Source organism: Mycobacterium haemophilum DSM 44634 (genome assembly GCF_000340435.2).
GTDB lineage: Bacteria > Actinomycetota > Actinomycetes > Mycobacteriales > Mycobacteriaceae > Mycobacterium > Mycobacterium haemophilum.
Genome location: NZ_CP011883.2, coordinates 1,138,036 through 1,156,141 on the forward strand (window position 1 = coordinate 1,138,036; position 18,106 = coordinate 1,156,141).

General features: G+C 63.3%; 16 protein-coding genes and 3 pseudogenes. 12 read left to right on the forward strand and 7 right to left on the reverse strand.

Features of this window, described 5'->3' with window-relative positions; genetic code table 11:
- Positions 1-720 precede the first annotated feature (720 nt).
- A complete protein-coding gene (locus tag B586_RS22685) occupies positions 721-861 on the forward strand; it encodes a hypothetical protein (RefSeq protein WP_156166216.1) in 141 nt (46 codons plus the stop codon).
- A gap of 224 nt (positions 862-1,085) precedes the next feature.
- Here B586_RS22685 and B586_RS05450 read toward each other — a convergent pair whose 3' ends face one another.
- The 3 genes and pseudogenes from B586_RS05450 to B586_RS05460 all read right to left on the reverse strand — a co-directional run.
- Positions 1,086-1,553, reverse strand: coding sequence for a membrane protein (locus tag B586_RS05450; protein WP_047313247.1), 468 nt, complete (start codon positions 1,551-1,553; stop codon positions 1,086-1,088).
- A gap of 175 nt (positions 1,554-1,728) precedes the next feature.
- Complete coding sequence (locus B586_RS05455) at positions 1,729-2,535, reverse strand: universal stress protein (protein ID WP_047313246.1); 807 nt, start codon at positions 2,533-2,535, stop codon at positions 1,729-1,731.
- A gap of 61 nt (positions 2,536-2,596) precedes the next feature.
- Positions 2,597-2,894: pseudogene (locus B586_RS05460) on the reverse strand (Hsp20/alpha crystallin family protein); the annotation flags it as partial.
- An 803-nt stretch (positions 2,895-3,697) separates the two neighbouring features.
- Between B586_RS05460 and B586_RS05465 the strand changes: the two are divergent.
- Together B586_RS05465 and B586_RS05470 are read left to right on the forward strand one after the other, a co-directional pair.
- Positions 3,698-4,369: a hypothetical protein gene (locus tag B586_RS05465; RefSeq protein ID WP_054880490.1), complete on the forward strand. Its 672-nt coding sequence runs from the start codon at positions 3,698-3,700 to the stop codon at positions 4,367-4,369.
- A gap of 10 nt (positions 4,370-4,379) precedes the next feature.
- Positions 4,380-4,658 carry a DUF1876 domain-containing protein gene (locus B586_RS05470; protein WP_054880489.1) on the forward strand — a complete coding sequence of 93 codons (279 nt, stop codon included), beginning with the start codon at positions 4,380-4,382 and terminating at the stop codon, positions 4,656-4,658.
- 271 nt (positions 4,659-4,929) lie between these two features.
- Here the strand turns inward: B586_RS05470 and B586_RS21870 are convergent, their stop codons facing one another.
- From B586_RS21870 to B586_RS05490, 4 genes and pseudogenes are all read right to left on the reverse strand, one after another.
- Positions 4,930-5,142, reverse strand: coding sequence for a universal stress protein (locus B586_RS21870; protein WP_236971354.1), 213 nt, complete (start codon positions 5,140-5,142; stop codon positions 4,930-4,932).
- Positions 5,143-5,291: 149 nt separating this feature from the next.
- Entirely contained in the window at positions 5,292-5,792 is a 501-nt protein-coding gene (locus B586_RS05480; protein ID WP_054880487.1) for a nitroreductase/quinone reductase family protein, read from the reverse strand.
- 186 nt (positions 5,793-5,978) lie between these two features.
- A pseudogene (locus B586_RS05485) lies at positions 5,979-6,438 on the reverse strand (cation-transporting P-type ATPase); the annotation flags it as partial.
- Between the two features lie 34 nt (positions 6,439-6,472).
- Complete coding sequence (locus B586_RS05490; RefSeq protein WP_054880485.1) at positions 6,473-7,324, reverse strand: universal stress protein; 852 nt, start codon at positions 7,322-7,324, stop codon at positions 6,473-6,475.
- A 519-nt stretch (positions 7,325-7,843) separates the two neighbouring features.
- On the opposite strand from B586_RS05490, the gene B586_RS05495 reads away from it, so the two are divergent.
- From B586_RS05495 to B586_RS05535, 9 genes and pseudogenes are all read left to right on the forward strand, one after another.
- Positions 7,844-10,144: a heavy metal translocating P-type ATPase gene (locus B586_RS05495; RefSeq protein ID WP_054881056.1), complete on the forward strand. Its 2,301-nt coding sequence runs from the start codon at positions 7,844-7,846 to the stop codon at positions 10,142-10,144.
- A gap of 69 nt (positions 10,145-10,213) precedes the next feature.
- Positions 10,214-12,002: pseudogene (acsA, locus tag B586_RS05500) on the forward strand (acetate--CoA ligase).
- Positions 11,999-12,976 carry a pyruvate dehydrogenase (acetyl-transferring) E1 component subunit alpha gene (gene pdhA, locus B586_RS05505; RefSeq protein WP_054880484.1) on the forward strand — a complete coding sequence of 326 codons (978 nt, stop codon included), beginning with the start codon at positions 11,999-12,001 and terminating at the stop codon, positions 12,974-12,976. Before acsA ends, pdhA begins: the two are co-directional and overlap by 4 nt.
- Positions 12,973-13,947: an alpha-ketoacid dehydrogenase subunit beta gene (locus tag B586_RS05510; protein WP_047313240.1), complete on the forward strand. Its 975-nt coding sequence runs from the start codon at positions 12,973-12,975 to the stop codon at positions 13,945-13,947. Before pdhA ends, B586_RS05510 begins: the two co-directional genes overlap by 4 nt.
- Complete coding sequence (locus tag B586_RS05515) at positions 13,947-15,086, forward strand: dihydrolipoamide acetyltransferase family protein (protein WP_054880483.1); 1,140 nt, start codon at positions 13,947-13,949, stop codon at positions 15,084-15,086. Before B586_RS05510 ends, B586_RS05515 begins: the two co-directional genes overlap by 1 nt.
- Before the next feature lie 7 nt (positions 15,087-15,093).
- Complete coding sequence (locus B586_RS05520; protein WP_054880482.1) at positions 15,094-15,351, forward strand: acyl carrier protein; 258 nt, start codon at positions 15,094-15,096, stop codon at positions 15,349-15,351.
- A gap of 158 nt (positions 15,352-15,509) precedes the next feature.
- Complete coding sequence (locus tag B586_RS05525; protein ID WP_054880481.1) at positions 15,510-16,325, forward strand: sigma 54 modulation/S30EA ribosomal C-terminal domain-containing protein; 816 nt, start codon at positions 15,510-15,512, stop codon at positions 16,323-16,325.
- A complete protein-coding gene (locus B586_RS05530) occupies positions 16,322-16,786 on the forward strand; it encodes a pyridoxamine 5'-phosphate oxidase family protein (RefSeq protein ID WP_462498374.1) in 465 nt (154 codons plus the stop codon). Before B586_RS05525 ends, B586_RS05530 begins: the two co-directional genes overlap by 4 nt.
- A gap of 121 nt (positions 16,787-16,907) precedes the next feature.
- Positions 16,908-18,053, forward strand: coding sequence for a site-2 protease family protein (locus B586_RS05535; protein WP_054880480.1), 1,146 nt, complete (start codon positions 16,908-16,910; stop codon positions 18,051-18,053).
- Positions 18,054-18,106: the final 53 nt, after the last annotated feature.

Below are 18,106 nucleotides of genomic sequence, written 5' to 3' on the forward strand. Positions count from 1 at the left end.
GGCATAGGCTGTCGGCCAGTCGCCGCCACGTACCGCGTGTGCAAGATCGTCAGCCAGCGGGCTATGCGCGCCTAACTCCGCCAACCATGTAGACACCGTGGCGGCGATTTCATCACCGGATACGCACGCCGTACGCCCGTCATGTAGGTGATCCGTCAGCTGGTAGATCGTGATTGTCTCTGCGCCCGGCGGTGTCCTGTGATGCTCCCATCGGCCGCCAAAGCGGTTGGTTACCTTGATGAATGAACTGTTCGGCGAATACGAATCCGACGATGTGCTGCACGCGACGGCAGTCCCCAGACCCACGGATCTCTCAGCTACCCGCGCTATGTACGCTGCTGGATTCATCGTGGCCTCCTTGTTGAGCTTTACTGCTCAAATCCGACCACTGTCGCTGACCCGCCCAGTAGGGGCCAACGGCACGGATATCGGAGGGCATCGGTCGCCTTCCCGGCCTGCCGAAGTCCTCCAACGCGACCGGGTCCTTTGTCACTCCGCTCGCCTGCAAGGGCGCATCCGGTGACTGAGCATTGCCGAAACTTAAGCGGAAGTTGCTGGTGCGAAGGAAGTTCCATGGACTAACGAGCAAACCTCGTTCCAAAGCGCCGACGGGGGTCGTTCGTCTGGCCGGCGCCATGCATCGGCCCCTAAGCCGATGGCTTGTGCGGATTCCGCGGATGACCGGCGAGGGTCGCTTCAGCGAATCGGCCGGAGGCTGGCATGCGACGTGGTCGCCCTGCCGGCAACGCTACTGATTCCGGTCATCACCCGGTCGAGGATGACGTTGAAGAGGTCGCCGTCATCGGCGACGCGGATAAGGCCGCTGCGCCGGAGGAAAGTGCTGAGGCGTCGGTCGAGTGACCACCTGCCGTACACGTCACTCACATAGTCCGAGTTAAGGAATTGCCACGCGAGCGACTCAACGTCAGAGTCAGTCAACAACGGTGCATTACCGCCGATAGCCACCATGCCGCTCCCTTCGGTTCCGAGGTTGGCCCGCAGTAATGCTGTGTCGTCACGTCGCCGTTTTCGGCTGTGCACATGTGGGTCAGCCTCCGGTGGTCGGACTGCAATCTCATGCCTGATCACGCGGCACGCGGCAAATCCGGGGTGGAGGTTGCGGTTTGTGACGTCGGCCGGCTCGGCGTAGTGACCCAGCCGACATAGGTCAGATAGAGTCCAGCCAGTGCCGCGACGGCGAAACTAGTCCACCACCAGACGCTCACGTCAAGCGCGGAGTTGGCGGCCGAGATGTAGGTCCGGGGAATGGCCAGAAGAAATAGCCCCTTCAGCGTGGTCAACCAGCCCAGTACGGACACGATGACCGCTGCCGCGCCTCGCCAATACTGGTGCAGTGCAACGACAACCAGGCCGCTCAGCAGAACGAACGCGCCAGTCACCCACGGCCACACGGAGGTCGTACCGAAGTCTGCAAGGAGCGTTCGCATTTGGGAGGTGCGCGCCATGGCTGTGGCGGTGACAATCACGAGGTAGGGGCCGAGCACACGCGCGAACATGTATGTCCTGGCCTGCGACTGTGGTGTAGAGCTCATTACGGAACCTCCAGCTACTGAATGTCGATGTGATGGGACGGGAGGGCGACACTGCTGTCGCATTTGAATCCCATACGGTTATCAGAACCTTTGACCGCACCCCAGCGATAGGGACCAAAGTCCTGCCGTTTCGGGCATTCGTTAGCCCCGCAGATACGCTGGGCGACTCAGGGCATTAGATACGCACCACTAGCACGGAGCAGTGGTCAAAGATCGATGGCTGCGCGTGCTGATCGACAAACCGAAGCAGCCCGCTCGCGTCGGCACCGCCGATGACAGCCAACTGGATAGGTTCCTTACTGGTGGAGACGAATTCGCCCAGACCTTCGGGAGCGGCCGCTGACTGGACCCGCACATCGGGGTAGCGGTGTCGCCAGGGTTGCAGGAGCTGGTCGAACTTGCCGTCGCGGTGTAGGCAAGGCCGAATTTCGAGCGCCAACAGTGGGGCGCCGCGGAGTGCGGCTTCGGAGAATGCGTGCTCGACGACGACATCGCACTCGGGTGAATCACCAACGCTGACAACAATCCAACCGACTCGGTTCGCTGTGGTCATATCGGCACGGATGATGGCGACCGGACAAAATGCTGCGTTGGCCAGCGCGGCAGCTGTCGAGCCCTCCAGCGCCCTGCCGGCGCGACCTACACCACCCGACCCTACGCATACCATGGCCGCGTGCCGAGATTTGGTGAGTAACCCCACCCGCGGTCCCGCGCCAACAACGGCGGTTTCGACTTTGACCGTCTTGCCGGTTGCCGTGACGGCCTCATCGGCCGCACGCAACAGCGGTTCGGCCCTCCTGATATACAGCGTGAAATCCTCACCCGGCCCTCCCGCATCCGTGTCGACATCGGTGGCGTGGACCAGCTGCAGTGGCACGTCGCGGATGATCGCCTCATCTACGGCCCATCGGGCGGCGGCGACAGCCGCGCCCGAGCCGTCGATGCCCACCACGATTGGTAAGGATTCCTGCAGGTGGGTCATAACCATTCTCCGTGGTTCTGATTGCCGCCGAATTCGCTCCTGTCCGCGGCCGCCGCAGCGGCTAGCCTGCTGCCTGCACCGTGATGTGTTTTTCGGCTGGTGGGGCCTCGGGCACCGCTACCGAGACGGTCAGAATGCCCTTGTCGTAGCTGGCTGTGATGCCATCTTTATCGGCGCCGGCGGGCAGCGTCACCGAGCGGAGAAACGAGCCGTAGCTCGGCCTTGATCGTCAGCTGACCATCGGTCAGGGTGACGTCGATGTCCTTGACGGGATCGATTCCGGGCAGTTCGGCGCGAATCATGTAATGACCATCTTCGATTTCGTCTTTAAGCCGGATCAGGTGGGTATCGGCTGTCGGCATGCCTCATAGGCAGTTTGCTCATGATGTTCCTCATCCAATCGGTGCTTCGTACGGTTCGATCCGACCAACTCACCGCCGACTGCTGATAGGGACAAAGGTCCCCCACCAGTAGGTAATTCGTCGTACTCGCGCCCGGGGAGTTACCACTAAACCTTGTGTGAGAGCCGGCGTGGTCATAGCCGGCATGATCTCACGGGCGGGACGTTTGGCGGACGTCGCAGCGCCGACGCTGTGCCGGGAGGGCTTCCCGAAATCGCTGTCGGAGGGGGAGCGTTCCGGTTCGAGTCCACTGACGTCGGCAGGTCTCGGTCGTTATTGTGGTTTCTGCTCAGGGGCCGGTCGTGTCGGTTCATGCTCCTTTGCTTCCTGGCGCCAACGGAAGTACGACTCCGCACCGAGTAGGCGCTTGATGACTTCGAGGTAACGATTGTTAGCCATATCGACTCCTCATTTGTGGTTGGCCGGCGCATCCGACCCTCTGCAAGCTACAGTGTTCGTTGTCGACGCCATAGCCGGAATGCCTTGCACGAATTAATGACTCACAATGTTTGGGTCGGATCCTTCGTGCGTTAATTGTCGCGATGCCGCGCGACGCCGCGAAACGGTATGAGGTCACCGTGCATAAGGCCGAAGGTCCTCGAAACCCGTGCGCGCGGCTTCGTCGCGCAGTGTGCACCTGTCCCGATTTCGGTGCTGGAAATTGTTTGGGGTCGACGGTTGTTGCGTTGTGGGGGAATCGGCGGGCCGCCGGGGACTAATGGCCCTGGCGGCAGCACCGCTCAGTCACTCAGACTGGCGTCATGGCATCTGCCGCCAAGCGAATCGCCCAGATCGCAGCTCTCATGGTTGCGCTCTACGCCGCGCGACGCTACTACCGCAATTGGGGCGCCACCAAGGAGGAGTGCCAAATGCGGTTGCCGGGGGACGAGTTGGTCGGCGATCCTGTCGTCCAGACGACCGAGGCGGTGTGGATCGATGCCCCGCCATCCGCCGTCTGGCCATGGCTAGTGCAGATGGGTCAGGACCGGGGCGGCTTCTACAGTTATCAGGCTTTGCAGAACCTGATTGGCCTGGGCTTTCACAACGCTGATCGAGTTCACCCCGAATGGCAGCAACTCACAGTGGGGGATGTCGTCCGCTTGGCGCCGCGGATGGGACGGCGCGATGGAGTGACGTTGAGCGTCGATGCGATTATCCCCGAAAAAAGCATCGTGCTTCGGGCCACGCCACCGAATCTGCCGCAGGCAATGTGGTCATTCCACCTTCAGCCCCATTGGGACGACCAAAGCCGACTGCTCACACGGGTACGGGTTGGCTTGCGGCACCCCGGCGAAATTTTTGCGATGGAGCTTGCCAGACCCTTGAACGCCCTGATGACCAAGGGGATGTTGCTTGGCATCAAGCGCCGGGTCGAGCGACAGACGAACGACAATAGACAGCAGCGCTGTCAATCCAGCACACCAAACAGATAAGGAGACGAGGATGACGGAAGATCGCGGTGTCAAAGCCTGGCACCTTGACATACTGGTCGATGAGCACGAAAAGAGCACGCGCGCGAAGGTGCAACTGTCATGGCAGGGCAACGAGTTGGTCGGTGTCGGTTTGGCGCGACTCGATCCAGCCGACGAACCCGTCGCCGCAATCGGCGACGAGCTGGCGATAGCCAGGGCATTGTCTGATTTGGCGCACCAGCTGCTTGAGCAGACGGTCACCGATATCGAAGCAACCACTCACAAACCCGTTACAGCAGTACATCTCTAGGAGTCGACAATACGACTCGATTGCGCGCTAAGGACGAGTAGCCACGAGTCAGTTACCGATGCCACTATCCAAATATACAGGCCGACAATTCCTTTGACGGAGCGGTGCAGCCGACCACCATCATGGCGGACTCTTCGGAGAGGCCAACCAGAGTGGGCACTATCGGCGCGTACAGCACTTCGCTCGTCACCTGCAACGCGCGACTCAGCGAGGTGGCCTCTACCGCGATCTTTTGGGCTTCCTCGATGATCCGTCGCGCCTCGTCTTCCCGTCACTGTGCGTAGTCGGCAGGCAGGGGGATTTCTGATTCCCCGGCAAACACCGGCGCCACCACGTGCACCAACCTGAGCGGAACGTTGCGCATCTGCGCATCTGCGCATCTGCGCATCTGCGCGTCCCGCGCGGCCCATTCGACTGCCAGCGTCGAGGACTGTGAACCGTCGACACCGACCACAATTCCCAGCGGTGCTTGCCGGAGTGACATGTCGGGATCTCCTTCTCGAGCGGACGGCTGAAAGTCCGCCATGAGGACGAGCCGTTCTGGATCACGCTGACGCCGACGTTAGGTGGTCTTCGGAGTTCGCCGTTCTAGAATTTCGCGCCGGACATCGCTCAGGGGCAGGGTTGAATGTGTCAGTCCGGCTCGACAACGAAAACTGGGTAGCGCTCAGCAATGGCGGTGAAATCGGCAACGCTTGGCGCGGGGCGTACTCCGAAGTAGTTGCGGGCGATGTAGGCGGGAGACCGGGAAAGCGCTCGGTGGCTGGCGTAGGCCAATAGCACCGGAGGCCGATCGGCTGGTGGCACCTCGACCAGTCGCGCGGACGTACGGTCACCGTGGCGCAAGCTCACCCGTCCAGCGGCGGCTCGGACGTTGCGGACCCACTGCGATTCGCCGCCCAGGGAGACCAGGTAGCGACGACCCTCATGCCGCACGAAGACCACAGCGGTGCGGCGCACTCGGCCCGAGCGTCGCCCGGGCACCTCTAAAGCGACGGTATTGGCGGGGCTGTATCCCCAAGCGGCCAGCACGCCGACAGCGCTGCTCAATAGCCGATGCAGCATCGGCGGCGGCCGGTAGCGGCTGGAGGCACGGTAGGGAACGGTCTTGCTTTGTCGGCGATCGAGTTTCATTGGTCACTCCCGCGGCTGAGATGTATTCACATTCCGGCACCCATGGTGATGTTGTTGTGGTGATCTTCTGCGCCGCCGGTCAAGCCAGTGGTAGGCGGCGAGTTTCACGTGGTCATTGACGAAGATGGTCAGGTGGCCCGCGACGGACAGCTTGAGGTAGATCATGGTGCGGATCAGGTCGTGGTGCAGATCGGCGGGTATCACGTCGCCGATCCTGACCCGCACCACATCGCCGGGCACCAGTTCCCCGCGCCGCCACCGTGGCCCATGCGCCGTCGCGCAGCACGCGTGCCGAAGCGGCCAGGCGTTGCTTCAGCGCGGTGATCGCGTTAGCGGCCTGGTGCTCCTCGGCGAAGTCCACCAGACTGTTCATCGCCAACAACACAGCGATGATTAGCGCATCGGTCCAGTGCCGCGCAGCCAGCGAGAGCACCAGCGCAGCCTCGATCATCCACGGGATCGGCGCCCAGAAATACCCTAAGAACACCAACACCGGATTGCGGTGCCGCTCAGCGATCTCATTGGGCTCGTAGCGCCGCAACCTCGTTTCCGCCTGAGCCGCAGTCAATCCCTGTGCCGAGCTATCCAGGTTGGTCAACGCCTGCGACAGCGGAATCGTCGCCAGCTCGCCTCGAATGTGTGCCATGCTGCGCCATACCATGCCGCATCGTCGCCGACGATTACCTGACGACAAACAAGGAGAAATCGCTGCAGCGCAAAGCAAGTGCTCCAGCAGGACCGGTAAGCTGCTGCATGTCGCGGGCGTGTGCAGCGCCGATTACGACCATCTGAATGCTTGCCGCCTGTTCGGTGAGGTAGTTAAGAAACGTGCCGTATACGACCCTGGTGCGGGCCTCGAGCTTGGGATAGCGCGCCATCCACAGCGCCAGTTGGCGATCGAGAATGGCGTGTGCCCGCCGATCGTGGTCGTCGATAGCGCGGTCGTTCTGAAGGTCGTCGAACCCGGATTGCCACGCCGACACCGCCACTAGCGGAGCGCCGCGGCGCTGAGCCTCTTCGAAAGCCACCTGCAGCACGACATCACTGCTGTCCGGTGACTCATCGACTACGGCCACAATCCAACGAACGTCGGTCACCGGGCCAATGTGGCGCTCCCTGATCACCGCGACCGAGCACCGCGCAGACTGCACCAACTCGGCGGCGGTGAAACCGAAATCACCGTCGCAGGGGTGGGCGGATCCGGTGCCGCCGACGCATAGCAATGTCGTCGAGTCAGAAGCGTCAATCAGCGTGGGTGCCGGGCGGCCGTTGAGGACCTGCATCTCGACCTTCACCGGCTTTCCCATGGCGTCAATCGCGGCGTACGCGTCGTGCAATGCGTTCTCCGCTGTCGCCAGCGCCTGCTGGGCTTCGCGCGGGCCGGCGACGCGGCTTGCTTCGCTGATGTGAAGCAGCCGCAACGGAATATCGGTGCCAGCCACTCTGTTCGCGGCCCATAGAGCGGCACGCACAGCTGCCTGCGACCCATCGATGCCGACGACTACCGACTTTGGCGGATGAGACTCAACCATGGGCACCCCAGCAGTCGACGAATCAGAACACTTGAGACGCTATCGACTGCGTCGCACCGAATCAGGAGGAATTAGTCCTCGCTGCACGATCCATTGTTCCCTTGCCCACCCGTCCGACGAGGGCAGCTACCCGGCGCCAGCGGGTTCGATAACTTCGTAGGTTCGGCCACTGACCACAAGCGTCGCTCGGCCAGCGCGGGTGTGGCGTACTGCGTCCCGAGTGACGTCCGGTATGTCTAGTCACCGACGCATACCAGTTGAACACGCGCATCGCGTCGCGGACCGAATGTGATTTGGGGTGTCCGTCGTGGATTGGCGCGGCGTCCCAAGGCCGTTGGTCCCTACAGCCGAGGCCATTTGGCCCAGGGATTTAGTGCGTCGGACCACTTCCGATTAAGCCTGGCGGTTTCGCAGAATGTGCAAATGCGTGGCCTAACCGCCGTTCCCGAACGCGGTATGGCAGGCTTATCGGTACAGAAAACCTCGGCAGCTGGCCTGGTACATGAGTCGGTTGTTCGGATGCTGTTGGCCGCAACACTCGGTGCGCTGATCGCGGGTAGCATCAGCTGGCTGGTGGGTGCCCGGGGTGTCGCGGAGATATGTTGGGCCGCAGGCACGGTCGCTGCGATCGCGCCGTCCGTGTGGTGGGTGGTGTCGGCGCTAAGACGCGGCCGGCTGGGTGTCGACATCGTCGCGGTGCTGTCGCTGGTGGGCGCACTCGCGGTCCGCGAGTACCTCGCTGGCGCCCTGATTGGTGTCATGCTGGCCACCGGCCGGGCACTCGAAACCGCCGCTGAAGGTCGTGCTGCCAAAGATCTGCGCTCACTGCTGGACCGCGCCCCACGCCGGGCACGCCGTCGAAGGCCCGCCGGTGTGGTTACCGTGTCGCTCGACGAGGTGGTAGTCGGCGACGTGCTTGTGATCGGCCCTGGCGAGATGGTGCCGGTTGACGCGCGGATCATTTCCGAATACGCAACTCTCGACGAGTCTGTGCTCACCGGTGAATCCGCTCGGATAGAGCGGCGGTCGGGGCAAGAGGTGCGCAGTGGCGCGATCAATGCCGGTGCGGCCGTAGAGATCTGTGCGACGGCGACGGCGCGGGACAGCACCTACGCGGGCATCGTGGCGCTGGCGCAGGAAGCGGCAGCGGAAACCGCGCCCGTCGTCCGGCTCGCCGATCGCATCGCCGCATGGTTTGTCCCGCTGACCCTGTCGGCGGCTGGACTTGCGTGGTTGTTCGCGGGATCGGCGGAGCGGGCGGTAGCCGTGTTGGTGGTGGCCACGCCGTGTCCGCTGCTCTTGGCGGCGCCGGTAGCGATCGTTTCGGGATTGTCTCGCGCGTCGCGGCTCGGCGTAGTGATCCGCGGCGGCGGGCCGCTGGAGATCCTGGGGCGAGCCACCACACTCGTGCTGGACAAGACCGGCACGCTGACAACCGGCCGGCCTCGGGGGACGGACGTGGTCGTCGGCCCGGGCTGGACACCACCGGAAGTCGTGCGCATCGCGGCCTCCGCCGACCAGTTCTCGCCGCATGTGCTCGCCACGGCACTCGTCGATGAAGCGGCCAAGCATGGCCTGTCGTTGACCCTTCCGACCGATGTCGTCGACGACGCGGGAAAGGGGATCACGGCCACGGTGGACGGGCATCGGGTCACCGTGGGCAACCACGCGCTGCCATCCGATCCGCCGCAGTGGGCCGTCGCGGTCCTCTCGCGCGCGAGATTCGACGGCGCCGTTGTGGTTTGGGTGAACATCGACGGTGAACTCGCTGGAGCGATATTGCTCATCGACCCGGTACGCCCCGATGCGCCGCGCACCATCCGCCGATTGCGCGCCGCGGGCATCACCCGGCTGATCATGCTCACCGGCGATCGGCCTGCACCCGCTGAGCAAATCGGGGCGGTGCTCGGACTTGACGAGGTGCGCGCTCAACAGAGCCCCACCGACAAGGTGGCCGGCGTGCGCGCCGAAAAGAGCAGAGCTGTCACCGCGATGGTCGGCGACGGAGTTAACGACGCACCCGCATTGGCCGCGGCAAGCGTCGGAATTGCGATGGGTGCCCATGGGTCGAGCGCCAGCTCCGAGGCCGCCGACATCGTCTTGACGACCAACCGCCTTGACCGGGTCGCGGACGCAATGACGATTGCGCGCCGTGCACGACGCATCGCATTGCAAAGCGCGATAACCGGAATGGGGATGTCACTGGCGGCGATGGGATTCGCCGCGATGGGGCTGCTGCCGCCCGCGATTGGCGCGTTGCTGCAGGAGGGCATCGATGTTGCGGTGATCCTCAACGCATTGCGGGCCTTGCACGGCGATTCCGAGACGCCCGCGCTTGGAGCCAAAACCGAGGATTTGATCCGCAGGTTTTCCGCCGAGCATGACCGGATGCGTGACGACCTGTCGATGCTTCGCGGCGCCGGACAACAGCTGGCGAGCGGAGACCGCGCCGCCGCCTTGGCAAGCCTGCGGCGGGCGGACGCGTTCCTGCGCCAAACCCTGCTACCCCATGAACATGCCGAAGACCGCAGGCTCTACCCGGCGCTCGCGCGTCCACTGGGTAGCCCAGAAGCCACCGCGACGATGAGCCGCATGCACGCCGAGATAGATCGGTTGGCGCGCCGGCTGCATGCGCATGTGGAGGTTGCTGACGGCTCCGATGGCATTCGCGATGAACAGGTCGACGACTTGCTTGCCTGCCTCTATGGGCTGCATGCCTTGCTGTCGTTGCACTTTATTCAGGAGGAGGAGAACTTTTTTGTGCTGCTGCCGGCTCCCCCGTACGACGTCCCGGTCAGGGACGACCGCCGCGTTCTTTGATGACCTTTGTCCCTATTGCGGTCGGTCCAGCACGGAAACCATGAATGCGACACAGGCGAGGAATCCAGCATGCAGATCATCCACAAGACCCCCGACGATCTTTTTGTCACGCCGAACCTCAGCAACTATGAGCAGGCCTGTTCGACCTTCGACTGGTCTGATGTGCCGGCGTTGTGTGAGGGGATGGGTGGCGGTTGCAATATCGCCTACGCCGCCGTGGACCGCCATGCCGAGGGGCCGACGCGCATGTGTACCGCGTTGCGATCCATCACCGATTCTGGTCCGGATGGCGGGATCACGTCGAGGCAGTTCAGCTATGCGGAACTAGCTCGGCTGTCGAGGCGATTCACCAGCGTTCTCCGTTCACTCGGTATCGGTAAGGGCGACCGGGTGTTCACAATCATGGGTCGGATACCCGAGCTGTACATCACGATCATGGGCGGCCTGCGCAACGGTAGCGTTGTCTGCCCGTTGTTTTCGGCCTTCGGGCCCGAACCTCTTATCACGCGGCTTAGCATCGGTCAGGCCGACGTATTGGTGACCACCGCCGCGATTTACCGACGAAAGATCGCTAAAATCCGCACCCACCTGACCTCTGTTCGATACATCCTGCTGGTCGACGGTGAGGACGCCACCGATGGTGTGCTGAACTTTTGGCATTGGATGAAGGCGTCCGACGAGAATTGCCCCATCGAGCGCACTACCGCTGACGACCCGGCCTTGCTGCACTTCACCAGCGGCACCACCGGCACACCGAAAGGTGCGATCCACGTGCATGGCGCCGTGGCGATGCATTACATCACGGGTCTATATGCGCTCGATCTCCACCCCGACGACGTTTTCTGGTGCACCGCCGAACCCGGGCTGGGTCACCGGGACCTCCTACGGCGTGATCGCCCCATTGCTGCACGGCGTGACCTCGATCGTCGACGAGGCCGAGTTCGATGCCGAGCGTTGGTACACCATGCTGCAGGATCAAGGGGTGACGGTGTGGTACACCGCGCCGACCGCGATCCGGATGCTGATCAAGGCTGACCCGGAACTGGCGGCCCAGTATCATTTTCCCCGACTGCGTTTCATCGCCAGCGTGGGCGAACCACTCAACGCCGAAGCCGTCTGGTGGGGCAAACGCGTTCTGGGCCTGCCGATTCACGACAACTGGTGGCAGACCGAAACCGGTGGGATCATGATCGCGAACACGCCGGCGTTCGACATCAAGCCCGGCTCCATGGGCCGACCGCTGCCCGGCGTGGATGCCTACGTGGTACGCCACAACGACGATGGCAGCGTCTCGGTGATCGACGAACCGGGGGTCGAAGGTGAGCTGGCACTCAAGACGGGTTGGCCGTCGATGTTCCGGGGATACCTTAATGCGCCTGAGCGATACCGAAAGTCCTTCACCGACGGGCTATATCTCACTGGTGATCTGGTCAAAAAGGACTCCGACGGTTATTTCTGGTTCGTCGGCAGGGCTGACGATGTCATCAAGTCCGCCGGGCATTTGATCGGTCCGTTCGAAGTCGAAAGCGCGCTGACGGATCATCCAGCGGTTGCCGAGGCCGCGGTCATCGGCAAGCCGGACCCGGTAGTGGGTGAGATGATCAAGGGATTCGTCACGCTGAAGGATGGGTTCACCGGTGACGACGAGATGCGGCTGACGTTGCTGGGTCACGCCCGCAAGAAACTGGGAGCCGCGGTCGCCCCGAAGGAGATCGAGTTCGTCGAGTCGCTGCCGCATACCCGGAGTGGAAAGATCATGCGGCGCTTGCTGAAAGCACGCGAACTTGGCTTGCCCGCCGGGGACACGTCCACAGTCGAAGCCCCGTCGGGCTCGCCCGTCCAGGAGGTGCCAGCGTGACCGATGCTGAACGTGCCCGCCGGTTTTTGTCGGACATGGTGCGGGTGCGCAGGATGGAAGAAAGGTGCGCAGAGCTGTACGGGGAAGCCAAGATTCGTGGGTTCTTGCACCTCTACGTCGGGGAAGAGGCTGTCGCTGCCGGGTCGCTGCAGGTATTAGGCCCAGATGATGCGGTGGTGGCGACGTATCGGGAGCATGCACATGCATTGCTGCGCGGCACCCCGATGACCTCGATCATGGCCGAGATGTTCGGCAAGCAAGAGGGCTGTTCACGGGGCCGTGGCGGGTCGATGCACCTCTTCGACGCGTCGACCCGCTTTTACGGCGGCAATGCGATCGTGGCCGGCGGCCTGCCGCTGGCGGCCGGTCTTGCGCTGGCTGACTCGACGTTACACCGAAACAGCTTGACCGCGTGTTACTTTGGTGATGGCGCTGTCGCCGAAGGTGCTTTCCACGAGTCGTTGAACATGGCGGCGCTGTGGCGGTTGCCGGTGCTGTTCTTCTGTGAGAACAACCTTTACGCGATGGGCACGGCGTTGGCGCGGGCGCAGTCGCAGACCGACCTGACGGCCAAGGCGGCGGCATACCGGGTGCCGACGATCGCGGTCGACGGGATGGATGTCGTGGCGTGTCACGATGCTGCCCGCCAGGCCGCAGAGCATGTCCGCAACACAGGTGGTCCGTTCTTCGTCGAGTTCCGCACCTACCGATTCCGTGCGCATTCGATGTTCGATCCCGAACTGTACCGGGATAAGGCCGAGGTCCAGCGGTGGCGCAAGCGTGACCCCATCCCCGCGTACATTAAGCAGTGTCGTGCTGACGACTCGCTCACGGACGACGATATTGCTGATATCGAAGAGGCCGCCAATGCGGAGATCGAGGCCGCTGTGGCGTTCGCGGAGGCCGGAACCTGGGAGAACGTTGAGGATCTCGAACGCGACGTGTTGACCCCCGTTGGGCAGGTGGTGCGATGAAGACCAGCTACCGCACCGCCGTTCACGACGCGCTACGCGACGCCCTGCGCGACGACCCTCGAGTCGTGTTGATGGGTGAAGACGTCGGGCGGTACGGCGGAACCTATGCGGCCTCTAAGGGGCTGCTCGAGGAATTCGGCCCCGAACGGGTGCGAGACACACCGCTGTCGGAGTTAGGTTTCGTCGGTATCGGAATCGGCGCCGCTCTGGGCGGCCTGCGACCGGTCGTCGAAGTCATGACGGTCAACTTTAGCCTGCTGGCGCTCGATCAGATCGTCAATACCGCTGCAGCGCTTCGCCATATGTCTGGCGGTCAGTTCTCGGTTCCACTCGTGGTGCGGATGGCGACGGGTGCTGGGCGTCAACTCGCCGCCCAGCATTCGCATAGCCTTGAGCCCTGGTATGCCCATATCCCGGGCATCAAAGTGGTTGCGCCGGCGACGGTGGCCGACGCCTACGGCATGCTAGGCGCCGCGCTGTCGGATCCCGATCCGGTGGTGATTTTCGAGCATGTCCAGCTCTACAACACCTCAGCCGACGTCGATGCCCTGGCATGCACAGACATTTCTCACGCGGCAATCCGCCGCAGCGGATCTGACGTTACCGTGATCGCCTACGGCGGTTGCCTGCCCAAGGCACTCGACGCCGCCAATGAACTGTCGATCGCCGGAATTGACTGTGAAGTCGTTGATCTTCGGGTTCTTCGACCGCTGGATGATGACACGATAGTGGAGTCGGTTCGCAAGACTCACCGCGCCGTGATCGTCGACGAAGCCTGGCGCAGCGGCAGTTTGGCGGCGGAAATCAGCGCACGCATCGTGGAGAAGGCGTTCTTCGACCTCGACGCGCCGATCGCGCGGGTCTGCAGCGCCGAGGTCCCGATGCCGTATGCAAAGCACCTGGAACAGTCCGCCCTCCCGCAGCCGGACAAGATCGTCGCCGCCGTCCAGAGCCTCTTCGGTGATCGGTGATGATCGAGTTCACAATGCCTGCGCTGGGTTCGGACATGGATGAGGGAACCCTGGATGAGTGGCTGATCAAACCCGGTGACAAGGTAAAACGTGGTCAGGTGGTGGCCGTGGTTGAGACCACTAAAGCCGCCGTGGAGATCGAATGCTGGCACGAGGGCACCGTGCATGAACTGCTCGTCCCGGTCGGTGAAACCGTGCAAGTGGGAACGGTATTGGCGACACTGCTAGCCCCCGGTGAGAAGGCGAGGAGACCGCGCAAGGTCTCGGCCAAGCCAGCAGCCGCCGCGGCGGCGGCGCCTCGACGTCGTTGGGTCTCGCCGGCTGCGCGCCGCCTGGCGGCATCGTTGGGTGTGGACGTCGAGACCGTCAGCGGCACTGGACCACAGGGTGCGGTCACCATCGGTGACGTCGAACACGCTGCCGCGTCGATAGCGAAACCGAAAGCGCAGAAGCCCTCGACCGCCGATCGCGCCGCCCAGATGCGACGCTCCATCGCCGCCGCGATGAGCCGCTCGAAACGGGAAATTCCGCATTACTACCTCGCCGACGAAATCGTGATGGAAAACGCGTTGAACTGGTTGACCGCCCGTAATGCTGAACGCTCCATCACTGAACGGGTACTGCCAGCCGTTCTGCAGTTGAAGGCCGTTGCTCTTGCCGCCCAGCGATTCGGTGAGTTCAACGGGTTCTGGTGCGACGACGCATTTCAGCGCGCGGAGGCCGTTCACGTTGGTGTGGCGATCTCACTGCGCGGCGGTGGCCTGGTGGCGCCGGCCATCCACGACGTCGCCGACAAGAAGCTCGACGAATTGATGAGCGACCTCACCGACCTAGTTGCCAGGGCGCGTGCTTTCTCGTTGCGGAGTTCGGAAATGTCGGACCCGACCATCACGGTCACTAACCTCGGCGACCAAGGCGTCGACACCGTCTTCGGGGTGATCTATCCACCGCAGGTGGCGCTCGTCGGTTTCGGTAAACCGGCGCAACGGGTTTGCGTGATCGATCGTGGGATTCGGGTCGTCACCACCGTGCAGGGCACGCTGGCGGCGGACCACCGCGCGAGCGATGGCCACCGCGGGGCGATGTTTCTTGCGGCGATCAACGAGCTGCTCCAGCAGCCCGACGTCCTAGAGAAGTGAAAGTACCATGACGGCGACGAAAGACATTCGCGCTGAGGTGTTGTCCGTGTTGACGGCGATCGCCCCTGAAGTCGAGGCCGACGATATCGACGATGATGTGCTGCTGCGAGACCAAGTGGATCTCGATTCGATGGACTGGTTGAACTTCCTGCTCGGGATACACAAGCGGTTACAGGTCGATATTCCGGAGCGGGACTACGCCTCGTTGCGGACACTCGCCGACGTGGTCGGATATGTCGACAAGCATCGCGCCCAGCCGAGTTGACCAGTTGCCGGGTCCAACGTCGCTTGATAGTGCGGCGCGGCCATGGATGCATTCGCCCGAGCCGGTGCGACACATCGAATGTGAGGACTTTAGACCCTATTCAGCGGGTGTCGCGCCCGGCAAAGCTTCGGCTCAAGCCGCAGCCGAGTGTTGAGAACATGAGAAGGAAGGGGGGTCACTTGTTTACGGTCGAGTCCTCGACGGTCCAGGAATTCCCCGACATCGTCGTGTTCTCAAGTGGCCGGGTCTCGGGCTCAGCGGCCAACTATGCGGCACGTGCCGTGGGTCGAGTGTTGGAGCATCGGGGGGTCTCGGGGGGTGCTCGGGTGCGGCTGACCACCGCGAGTTGCGCCGATGGGCCGATGCTGGTGCAGGTGAATCTGGGGGTGCGTGACACCCTGGCACGCGTGCAGGCGGTCACGGCAGGCATCAAAGATCTGCCCGCGGCGCTAACGCGGCTGGATCGTCAGATTGTGCGGGGGTTGGCGCCGTGGCGGCCTCGGCCCTGGCCCGATCGGACCCGCCGGAAATTGACTGCGCCCGCAGACGCGCTAGTCACCCGTCGCAAATCCCAGGCGCTGCGGCGGGTGACACCGCTGCGGGCGGTGACGGTGATGGATGCGATGGATTATGACGTGCACCTGTTCACCGACCTCGAGACGGGGGAGGACGCGGTGGTGTATCGGGCCGGGCCGTCGGGGCTGCGGCTGGCACGTCAGCGCCGTATGTGTCCGCCCGGACGGGCGCAGTCGCCAGCGGCGTGTGTGTCGCCGGTGCCGCTGATTGTGGATTCGCGTCCGACGCCGACGCTCACCGAGGACGCCGCGGTGGACCGGTTATGTGAGCATGGCCTGAGATTCCTGTTTTTCACCGACCCGGTCACCGGTCGCGGGCAGCTGCTGTATGCGCGCTATGACGGCAATCTCGCGTTGATCACTCCGGGCAGCGACACGAACAGGGACGGTGCGTCGTGATCATCAGCCCGGACGGCGAACACGACAACGTCGCTCGTGAGGTGGTTGAGCTCGAGCAGGGCGAGGCGATGCGGTTGTTGGCCAGTGTCGGACACGGGCGGGTCGTGTTCACCCAACGTGCGCTACCGGCGATCCGTCCGGTCAACCACCTCGTCGACGCCGGTCGGGTGATCGTGCGCACCCGGCTAACCGCCAACGTGGCCACTGCGGTGCGAACGAGCACAGATTCCAGGGTGGTGGTGGCCTATGAGGCTGACGAACTCGACCCGCAGCGGCGGACCGGCTGGAGCGTGGTGGTCACCGGGCTGGCGACCACGATCACCAACCCCGAGCAGATCGCCCGCTACGAACAGCTGCTACAGCCGTGGGTCAATATGGCGATGGACACCGTGATCGCCATTCAACCCGAGGTCATCACCGGCATCCGCATCGTCGAAGACAGACACGAAATGACCGAATAGCACGGCGAATTCAGGACCAACGCCTCCTGCGATGAGATAGCCCACGATCTACTGTCGGCGACATTGCGGCTGGTTGCACCCGGCATCAAAAGGAAGACACCACCTTTGGAGGTTATTCGACATGGGCGGTATCCCGATGGGACGGATCGCCGGATTACCGGTCAGTGTCGACTGGAGCGTGATGGTCATCCTCTGGTTGTTCACCTGGAGCCTGGCCACCACGTTGCCCGCCACGGTGCCGGGTTACTCGAAAGAAGCCTACTGGCTGGCCGGGGCCTGCGGTGCCCTGATATTGCTTGGATCGCTGCTAGCGCACGAACTGACGCATGCGATCCTCGCCCGTCGTGCCGGCATCAAGGTATTCAACGTAACGCTATGGCTGTTCGGGGGCGTCACTCGCCTTGGGGGCGAAGCGAAGACGCCTAAGGAAGCGTTTCGGATCGCCGCGTCGGGTCCGCTGACGAGCCTGGCGCTCGCGGCAATCTTTGGGGGCGTGGCTTACGGGCTCGGCGAGCTGCGGATCGCGCACATCGCGGTCGGCGTCACGTGGTGGCTCGCAGGCATCAATTTGTTGCTAGGCCTGTTCAATCTGTTGCCGGGCGCGCCGTTGGACGGTGGGCGGGTTTTGAAGGCTTACTTGTGGCGCCGCCACGGCGACAGCGTGCGCGCCGCGGTGGGCGCGGCACGCGCCGGGCGCATCCTCGCGTTCCTTCTGATCGCACTCGGGCTGGTGGAGTTTCTGGCGGGAGTCCTGATCGGTGGCGTGTGGTTGGCGTTTGTTGGGTGGTTCATCTTCGCCGCTTCCCGCGAGGAGGAGGCGCAGGTGACGACCCGACAAGCCATCGCCGGTGTCCAGGTCGCCGACGTTATGACGGCCCACCCCCACACGGCTCCCGCCGACATCACCGTCGAGGATTTCATTCAGCGTTACTTGCTCGGCGACCGCCATTCAGCCTATCCGATCGCCGACCGCGACGGGTCGATCATTGGGCTGATCACCCTGACGCAACTGCGCGGTATCGCGCCGAGCCAGCGCGCTGGCACCTTAGTGCGTGAGGCTGCCATACCCCTATCTCGGGTGCCCACGGCGATACCACACGAACCACTCACCGCACTGCTGGAACGTGTGGGATCACCGGCCGATAACCGTGCACTTGTCGTCGACGCGGGCCGTCTAGTCGGCATTGTCACCGCAAGCGATCTTAGCCGATTAGTCGACGTGTACCGGCTCGCGTCTCCACCGACGGTCGCCGCTAACCCGAAGTGAGGCAAATTCGTTAAGGGATTACCCGCGCCGACTGTGAATCTGGCGACGCGACA